Raw genomic sequence first — 9111 nt, forward strand, 5'->3', positions numbered from 1 at the left:
GGAGCGGCTGGTTCTGGCCGTGCTCAACGCCTTGCGCATTGACGGCGAGCGCCGCAAGCAGACGAACCGGCATGACGATTTGTCCCTTGACCTGGCAACCCGGCTGGCGACGCTTTCCGAGCGCGAACGGGAAGTGCTGGACCGAATTCTTGAGGGCAAGCAGACCCGTCAGATCACCGACGAGTTGTGCATCAGTGTCAAGACCGTTGAATTTCACCGCGCCCGCATCAGGGAGAAGCTTGGCGTCGCAACGCAAGCCCAGTTGTTCAGTCTTTTCATAGCGTCGGAGGGCGATGCTTGAAACGTGCACTTTGCCGGTGCGCACCTGCCGACTTTGCGATGGACAAATAAGCTAATGCTGACGAATATTGCAAGATTGCGTAGTGCCTTACGGATCAGCGCGAAATCATGGATGCCGGCGCCGTAACCTGCACCGATGATCGGCCCCATCAGAGGTGTTATCGGCATTGCACCGAAGATGACTGCGGTCGAATTGACATTGAGCCCAACCTACGCGACGACGATGGCAAACATTTGTACCCACGGATTGGTGCCATCAAATCGCGTGTTTTCACGGATTGTGATGTCGATGACCTCGGGGCTTGCCTGGTCTTTGTGCAAACTGAACAGTTTCTTTAAATTCAAGATTACTGAGCGATTCCCATTGGAAGCGCCTATCGATGAATGAAGCAGTTGCCAGGCTCTGTAATGTGCGCCCGGTCACAAGTGCTGAGCTTGCAGACCAACAGGTATAAGCGCATCGCGAACCTCGTTCCGTTAATCAACGACGGATTTAGTGATACCGCATCACGCCCTCCCTAAACCATTTTGCCTTGGGCTGGCTGAAACAGGTCGGGCATCGCAGCCAACCCGCCTGCCATTGCCCACTATTCTGGGCAATGGCAGGCTTAATTGCCGCCCCCTTTAGGCTGAGCAATGCGGATCAGCAATGCAGGTAGTGAAGCCTTCATTGCCTGATAACCGGCCAAAATTGCTTCGTCACGCTGGGAGAAGCTGACCGGGTTATCCGGTTCGAATGCCGGGCGAACCAGGATGTCGGCCTCGGCAGTCTCGGCTTCGCTGAGCAGGCAGCTTTGCAGCCGGAAGGTCTTGAGCACGGTGTCGAGGGCATTGCCGCGTAGCGCGGGATGCTTGCCACAATAGATGTCGACCGCAATGACTACATCTGCGCCCATGGCCCTGACGAAGCGGACCGGAACGATCGTCAGCACGCCACCGTCGACATAGGTGTGTTCATTGGATTGCACGGGGATCACCACGCCCGGCACGGATGCCGAGGCCTGGACTGCCTCGCCCGGGTCGCCATCGACGACGAGCAGAGCCTTGCCGGCAGCAAGGTCGGTCACCGTGATACCCAGCGGCACCAGCAGTTCGCGCAGGGTCCGGTTGCCGGTCACGGCACGGATCCAGGCCGCGTAGGCCTGGCCATTGATGACGCCCTCGCGACTGACGACGAGATCGAGCAACTCGTAGCGGCTTGCCGATTTGGCCAGTGACTCGATTTCGCCAGCGCTCAAGCCGCTGGCATAGAGGGTGGCCACCAGGGCGCCGACGGAAGTTCCGGCGACCACGTGGGCGCGAATTCCAGCGTCCTCAAGAGCGCGCAGGACGCCGAGATGAACGAAGCCGCGTACGCCGCCACCGCCGAAGGCGATGCCGACCCGTGGAGCCTGGTCGGCGCCCCGGTGTGCGACGCGGGGTTTGACTTCTTCGAGCGGCAATGCCTTGAGGCCATCGTAGCGGTTGGCCCGGGCGCAGCCGGCGTTGTGGACCAATACCATCGCCGCCAGCGCGATGGCAGCAGCAAGCTGCAGGGAGCGGTGCACGCTCAATCCATCCCCACGCTGGCTTCAATCCGGAAAAATTGCTCTGCCCGCCGCTTGGCTTCGCCACGGTTGAAATTGTGATTGTCATCGGTGGCATCGAAATCGATCTTGGCCGCCAGAACGGCCCGGCAGGTCATGTAAGACTTGGCGCGATGGCTGTCCAGTGCGTCGAGGTGCTCATTGAGCAAGGCAACCAGCGTCGCCTTGCGGCGAAACAGGTCGACGTTGGCCTGGTAGCCCTCGGCGCGCTCATCCAGGAGCGCCTTGGTGCAGGCGACGTAGTCTTTTCCGCCACACCAGGCCGGGAGCGCGACTTCGTGCAACTGGTGCTGGTTGCGTCCAAGGTCATTACCGACCTGGATCAGCGTTTGCAGGAGTTCGTCCTGATAATTCTGGGCATGGACGTAGAGCGATTGCTCGCAACTTTCGCAGAACGGGCTGAAATACTGCACCAGCCACTCGACCAGCGTTCCCCGCGAATTTCGCTGCTGCTCAACCAGTGATGAGTCCTCCTGCCGGAGGTGCACCAGGGGCACGTCGGACTGGGCACAGGTCTGCTTTTCCCAGGCGGCCAGCAGATCGGCATAGGAATTGGTGGGCATGTCGCCCCGGGGCAGGAGATCGGCCTTGACCAGCAGCCGCTGTGCCTTCTCGTCATAGGCAAAGCTGATACGCCGGTAGGCAATCGGCCAGTCCGACAGCGAACTGACATTCATTTCAAGGACAGGCCGACTGGCCAGGACCCGATGCTCTGCCCAGAAGCCACGATGGGTGTGCGCCGACAAATAGACCAGCGGGTGCTTGAGCTGGCTCATCAGTGAACGCAACATGACGCGCGACGGCAGACCCAGCGAGCGCCAGTTGTGATGCCCGGCGAAAATGACGATGTCCCCCCTGGCAACCGCTTCGTCGACCCAGGGCGTTACGGCACGTATCTGATCGGGATGGATGTGCCCCACGCTCCCGGGGCTGCGCCCCATGAGGGTATCCCAGGCGCTGACCAAGGCACCGGCCTGGTTGGTGTCGAGGCCGATGACGATGACGTCGCGATCAGCCTCCGGTGCTCGCGGCAATTTGATCCGTTGCGCCAAGTAGGAATCGGCGTAGACGATGCCATCCAGCAGTTTGGCTTCGATGCCGGAAAGAAAAGCCTCCGGATCGGGATTGCGCCAGCTCGCGACATGCTCGCCCCGCTTGGGAGGCGGCTGCAGGCCGGGCTTGGGCGGCGTCCGCGCAGCGTGTTCTTCGATGTAAAGACTGATGAAGTCGCGTTTCGAAAACCCCTCGTTCTCGCCCTTGTGCCTGTTGTCCTCGGGTGCCGCGCCGCGCCGGCAGGCTCGGTTCCACTTGCGCGCATCGGTATCAAGCTGGGCGTCCAGCAGGTTGAAGGAATAGATACCGAACAACAGGCCATCATGATTCCCCGGCAGGATGGCGCCAGCCGCCGGCGCTGCGCGGAAGATCCTAGTCATGCGGATGGCTTCAATCCGGCATGAGAGATCCATGACGTCGCCGAGGTGGATGTAAGGCTCCTCGGGATGGCTGGACAAGGCCCATTCGAGCAGGCGACGGCCAAACAGCGCCTGCTCGGGCGGGCGCTGTGCCACCTCGACGTAGGCATCGACCGCACTGTCGTTGTCATGCATTGGATAGCCGGTCGACAGATGCTCCTGGGTATCGCCGACAGCGATGAATGGCTTGGTCAGCAGACGATAGTTTCCACCGGTTTCGGCGGGCGGCCCTGGCTGTGGCTCGAAACCGGCACAGCCAGCCAGGAGCATCAGCGGCAACAGGCTGCTGAGGAGAGGAAACCGTTTCTTGTTATCCATGGGCATGATCAGTAAAGATCGACCGGGAAGAACTTGAAGATAACATTTTCGACACGCTGCAAGAAACTGCGAGCGGGCTGTCGGCTCAATTCCCCGGCATGGCTTCGCCAGCGCAGTTCCCCGTCATCGCTGCGAATGACCTGCCAACTGTTAGCCCCGTCCATGTCGCGCAGCATACGCTCGGCCAGTTTTTCGGCCAGCGGCGGGCTTTCGACAATGACGCCCATCTCGGAATTGAGGATCTCGGAGCGCGGATCGAGGTTCATCGAGCCGATGAAGCTGCGCTGGCGATCGATGACCATGGCCTTGGTATGCAGACCGACGAATTCGCCGCGCAAGGGGGCGATTTCCGCCAGTTCCCCGCGCATCTCGGCATCCGAGCGCAGTTCGAAGAGCTGCGCCCCCGTCGCCAGGATGGGCTCGCGCCATTTCTCGTAGTGGCTGTTCACTGCCGGCACATCGTGCGAGGCCAGCGAGTTGGTCAGGATGCGCACCTTGACGCCGCGCTCGCCCAGCTCGCGCAGGTCGGCCATGAAGTTCGCATCCGGAATGATGTAGGCGTTGGTGATCAGCAGTTCACTCCTGGTCGAACGCATCAGGGCACGAATGGCATCCGGCATGTGGTTATGGGTTTCGGCGCTGCGCGACGGGGAATCCGTATGCACCTCGCTGCGCCCGGCGGCCAGCAGTTCGGGCAAATCAGCGATCTGCGCCGTCCAGTCGGTACGCCCCGCTTCGATGGCCTGCAGGCCGGGGTTGGCCATCATGCTGCGGATGGCGCTGGCACTGATTTCGTCTTCAGGTGGTATTTCTGCATCCGTCGCCAGCTTGGGTATGGCTCGCACCCATTCACTATTCCAGTAGCGATCAAAAACCTGACTGGCCTGCCGGGCCACCGGGCCAACGCCAAGCACGTCGAGGTCGTGGAAGTTGAATTCGGGATTGAGACCGAAGTATTCATCGCCCAGATTGCGCCCGCCGATGATCGCAACGCGGTTGTCCACCACCATCTGCTTGTTGTGCATGCGCCGGTTCAATCGTTTGAAATCGCTGACGATGCCAATGCCCCGCCCGAACAATGAGCGATCGTCCCAGGGGTTGAAGACGCGGATCTGGATGTTCGGGTGGCGGTCGATCCGGTAAAGCAGGCTGTCGCGCATCTCGACATGGGTCATGTCGTGCAGCATCGTGCTCAGGTCGTCGAACAGGATGCGTACCTTGACGCCGCGATCGGCGGCCTTGATGACGCGGTCCATCATCAACCGGCCCAGCGTGTCGCCGAACCAGACGTAATACTGTAGATCGATGCTGTGCCTTGCAGAGTCGATCAACGCCAGGCGCCAGAGAAGGGCGCGGTCGCTCTTCTCGAGGAGGTTGAAGCCGGAGTAGTCGGTGCCGTGTTGCGCGGCGATTGCGGCTTCGAGCGGTGCGAAGTGACTGTCGGGACGTGGCGCTTGTGCCGCTTCCTGCGGCGGCTTCTGCCAGACGGTCTGGGAAGCACAGCCGGCCAGCCAGAAGCTGACGAGCAAGGTGGCCCAGTTGCCCCGTCCGCCAGCCATGATGAATATGCCCGCTAAACTGAATTCCCGCATCCGTATTTTCTCCGGGTGCCACGGTGAATTTTAGCCGGTATTTGATGGCTCACCGATTGCTCCGATAGCTGTAGTGCACGTAGTGGATACGAGCGCATCGACGAAGATTGCGCTCGTTCTGGTACCGCACCAGGCTTTCCAACTCATACATGCGGCGCCCGGACGTCTTGGTCTGCGTCTCGTGGGCGCGTCGAAAACCTCTGCCACCATTGAATACTTTTCGCAGGCCATATCCCTCGGTGCTGCTTGCGTCGTAGGCGAATTCAGGTGCCGAGTTGATAGGCGGTTGTGTTCCCGAAATGCCGATCGAAGCCATGGATTTCCCCGCCGGCCATTCCATGGCCATGAATTAAGGTGTTAAACGCAAAGCCAGTCGACTGTCACGCGCCGCCGCTGCTCAGAAATGGCAAGAGACTTCAAACGTGCGTACGCAGGAAGGCGAAAGTAGACCGAGAGCCCGACCGCAAGGAGGATTGGAAAAAACCAAAGTAATCCATAGGATGGCAGGTGATCAGATTCAGCAAACAGGATGCCGAGCCAGGCCAGAGTGGAGAACGCCGCAGTGAACGTGTGGGGTTGACGCAGGGCGGTGTCCCAGAATTGGCCAACAGTGCGCTTCATTCGCTGACGATGGGACCCTTGGACTTGGCATCGGAATCCGACCAGTAGTCTTCGCCCTTCAGCCGGCGATCGCCCTGGATGGTGTAAGTAATGAACCCATCCCGGAAAACCAGCGCCCCGTCGCTGCGCTTGGCCTGGACCCGCTTCCCATTGACCCAGACACGCTCCTTGTTGTCGATGCGGATAGTAGCGACGGTTGCGTCGGCCCTCCCTTTGGCCACCCAGTTGCCGGCATAGGGGGTTTGCTTCGAAGCCGTCGCGGTATTCGCCGATGTGTCCGTCACAAACCCGGCCTTGGCGTTTTCCGCCTTGTTCTTCTTGATATCGCAGCCCTGGGCCTCGGTGACCTGCGTGCAGCCCGAGCGTTCGAGTTGCTTCGCGTAGGTTGAATTGATTGCCTGGGCCGACGTCGTGGTCAACAAGGTTAGTCCCGCAGCGATGATCTGTGCTGATTTCATTGATTCGCCTCCATTCGTTGTGCCAGCCGGAACTATATTGCATTGGGTAGGACGGATCAACGCCGCTTGTCTCCGGTCACCCTGTGGCAAGTGCGCTAAAATGGCAGCCACTCACGAACTCCAGACACGTCATGCGCCCGCTGCTTCCGTTGCTCATTGCCCTTGTCGCCGGTTGCGCCACGATCGTCACGACACTGGAACTTGACGAGCGTTTCGGCAAGTCCGATCCGGCGCGCTTCGACCACCCGGTCGCCTCCGTCAGCGGCGCCCCGGATTACTGGCAGGACGTGCGCCCGATCCTCGATCGGCGCTGCGTAGCGTGCCATTCCTGCTATGACGCTCCTTGCCAGCTTAACCTGGCGAGCTACTCGGGAATAACGCGTGGCGCCAATCCAGCGCAGGTCTACGCCAACCGGCTGCTCGCCGACCCGCCGACGCGGCTCGGTTTCGATGCCCTCAGCAATGCCGAGTGGCGGCGCAAGGGCTTCTTCCCGGTGCTCAACGAACGGGCGCAAACGCCGGAGGCCAACCGTGAGGGCGGTGTGATGTACCGCCTGCTCGCCCTCAAGCAGGAGCATCCCGGGCCTGACGGCGGGCGCCTGAACAGCCGCGACATCGATATCTCCCTCGGGCGCGCGCAGATCTGCGTGACACCCGAGGCGGCGGACCATTACACCCGCAAGCACCCGGAGCGCGGCATGCCCTTCGCCCTGCCGCCGCTGAGCCCGGCCGAGCAGCAGACGCTGGAACGCTGGCTGGAGAGCGGCGCGCCCTATACGCCAGCGGCCGCGCTGCCGTCCGCCGCACTGGCACGCGTCGTTGACTGGGAAAGCTTCCTGAACGGCGACAGCGCCAAGGAACAACTGGTCACGCGCTACATCTACGAGCACTGGTACGCCGGGCACCTGTATTTCGCCGAGGCGCCCGGCCACCATTTCGAGCTGGTGCGCAGCCGCACGGCGCCCGGTCAGGCGATCGACGTTGTTGCCACCCGCCGCCCGTTCGACGACCCCGGCGTCCCGCGCATCTGGTATCGCCTGCGCCCGCTCGAATCGACGCCGGTGGCCAAGACCTTCATGCCGCTCAAGCTCGATGGCGCACGCATGGAGCGACTGCGCGGCTGGTTCCTGAAGCCCGACTACCTGGTCACGTCCCTGCCCGGTTACGACCCGGAACAGGCGTCCAATCCGTTCGCCACCTTCCGCGACCTGCCGGTCGACTCGCGCTATCGTTTCATGCTCGACGATGCCCGGTTCATCATGCAGGGCTTCATGATGGGCCCGGTCTGCCGTGGTCAGGTAGCGCTCAACGTCATCCAGGACCAGTTCTGGGTCGTCTTCCGTGCGCCGGACAGCACCGAATCGCAGCTCGTCGCCCGCTTGCTCGACACCGATGCACCCAACCTGCAACTGCCCGCCGCCCACCGGAGCAATGTCGGCCTGCTCGCCTGGCGCGACTACGCCAAGCTGGAGACCAGGCACCTGCAGACCAAGAGTCAGGTACTGGCGCAGGTCGACGAACGCCATCTGCCGACGGTCGAACATCTTTGGGACGGCGACGGTGGCAACCCGACGGCCGGCCTCACCGTCATCCGTCATTTCGACAGCGCATCGGTTATACGCGGCCTGGTCGGCGAGCGACCGCAGACCGCTGTCGTCTTCGGCTATCCGCTCTTCGAACGCATGCACTACCTGCTGCTCGCCGGCTTCGACATCTACGGCAACATCGGCCACCAGCTCGCGACCCGTCTTTACATGGATTTCCTGCGCATGGAAGGCGAGCTCGATTTCCTCGCCCTGCTGCCGATCAAGGACCGTCAGGCGGTGCTCGACCACTGGTACCGTGGTCGCAGCGAGCCGCAGACCCGCTATCTCGCCGATGCCAACGCCTATTTCCCGCGCGCAAGCGGGATGCGCTACCACAGTGCCGACACTCTCGGCGAGCTGTACGCAGCAGTGCGCGCTCGCGTCGCCCCGGTTCGCGCGCCGGCGCTGGACTGGAAAGGCGAGCTCGGGCTGGACGCCGCCGAAATCGGGCAACTCAAGCGCCTGTCGTCAATCCGCGGCATCCCGGCCTCCGTGATGCCCGAACTGAGCATCCTGCTGCTGCAGCGCCCGGGCGGCAAGGTCTCGGCCCTATCCCTGGTGCGCAACAGCGCGCACAGCAACGTCGCCCAGATCTTCGACGAGGATGCCCGCCGCCTGCCCGGGGAAGATACGCTGCTGGCGCTTGACGGGATCGCCGGCGCCTACCCAAACGCGCTGTTCGCGGTCGACCCGGAAAAACTGCCCGATTTTGTCGATGCCGTAGCCCGGCTTTCCGATCCCGCCAGCCTGACGGCGCTCACCGAGCATTTCGGCGTACGCCGCAGCGACCGCCGCTTCTGGCCGCTGAGCGATGCCCTGCACGCCGAATGGCGGCGCCGGGCCCCTGACGAGGCGGCGGTGCTCGACTACAGCCGCCTCGAAAACAACTGATCGACCTTGCGCGGTGTGGCCTCCTGGCGCAGTGAAGCTCAGACCGGGGCGGCAATGATCACTGCGATTCTCGGCGGCTCGGTGGATTCGCCGATTTCATCGAGAGTTTTCCACGCGGTACCTCTTTCCTGAAGGCGCTACGACATGGACAGTCGGGTTGCCTGGTGCTGGACATCCGTATGCCCGGCATGAGCGGACTCGATCTGCAGGACGAATTGCACCGGCGAAAAATTACGATCCCTATCGTGTTTCTTACCGGACACGGCGATGTTCCGATGGCGGTGCGT

9 protein-coding genes are annotated in these 9111 nt (G+C 62.0%); 3 read left to right on the forward strand and 6 right to left on the reverse strand.

The window, feature by feature from the left end:
• Positions 1 to 301: LuxR C-terminal-related transcriptional regulator (locus JNM42_RS09715; protein ID WP_294268764.1), on the forward strand; the 301-nt coding region annotated here is incomplete at its 5' end.
• Here JNM42_RS09715 and JNM42_RS19475 read toward each other — a convergent pair.
• The 6 genes from JNM42_RS19475 to JNM42_RS09740 form a co-directional block, all read right to left on the reverse strand.
• Positions 214 to 468, reverse strand: coding sequence for a DUF389 domain-containing protein (locus tag JNM42_RS19475; RefSeq protein WP_366504434.1), 255 nt, complete (start codon positions 466 to 468; stop codon positions 214 to 216). The two genes, JNM42_RS09715 and JNM42_RS19475, sit on opposite strands and share 88 nt — an antisense overlap.
• Before the next feature lie 440 nt (positions 469 to 908).
• Positions 909 to 1847 (reverse strand): patatin-like phospholipase family protein, encoded by a 939-nt coding sequence (locus JNM42_RS09720; protein ID WP_294268765.1) that lies wholly within the window; start codon positions 1845 to 1847, stop codon positions 909 to 911.
• Positions 1848 to 1849: 2 nt separating this feature from the next.
• Positions 1850 to 3676: a hypothetical protein gene (locus JNM42_RS09725; protein ID WP_294268767.1), complete on the reverse strand. Its 1827-nt coding sequence runs from the start codon at positions 3674 to 3676 to the stop codon at positions 1850 to 1852.
• Positions 3677 to 3684: 8 nt separating this feature from the next.
• Positions 3685 to 5235 (reverse strand): phosphatidylserine/phosphatidylglycerophosphate/cardiolipin synthase family protein, encoded by a 1551-nt coding sequence (locus tag JNM42_RS09730; RefSeq protein WP_294268769.1) that lies wholly within the window; start codon positions 5233 to 5235, stop codon positions 3685 to 3687.
• 82 nt (positions 5236 to 5317) lie between these two features.
• Positions 5318 to 5584 (reverse strand): hypothetical protein, encoded by a 267-nt coding sequence (locus JNM42_RS09735; RefSeq protein ID WP_294268771.1) that lies wholly within the window; start codon positions 5582 to 5584, stop codon positions 5318 to 5320.
• Between the two features lie 301 nt (positions 5585 to 5885).
• Positions 5886 to 6347 carry a hypothetical protein gene (locus tag JNM42_RS09740; RefSeq protein WP_294268773.1) on the reverse strand — a complete coding sequence of 154 codons (462 nt, stop codon included), beginning with the start codon at positions 6345 to 6347 and terminating at the stop codon, positions 5886 to 5888.
• A gap of 131 nt (positions 6348 to 6478) precedes the next feature.
• Here JNM42_RS09740 and JNM42_RS09745 point away from each other — a divergent pair, with 131 nt between their 5' ends.
• The gene (locus JNM42_RS09745; protein WP_294268775.1) at positions 6479 to 8824 is read left to right on the forward strand and encodes a fatty acid cis/trans isomerase; all 2346 of its coding nucleotides are present in this window, start codon (positions 6479 to 6481) and stop codon (positions 8822 to 8824) included.
• Positions 8825 to 8922: 98 nt separating this feature from the next.
• The coding region (locus JNM42_RS09750) for a response regulator (protein ID WP_294268777.1) at positions 8923 to 9111 on the forward strand (189 nt) is incomplete at its 3' end.

The organism is Propionivibrio sp. (genome assembly GCF_016790145.1).
Taxonomy (GTDB): Bacteria; Pseudomonadota; Gammaproteobacteria; order Burkholderiales; family Rhodocyclaceae; genus Propionivibrio.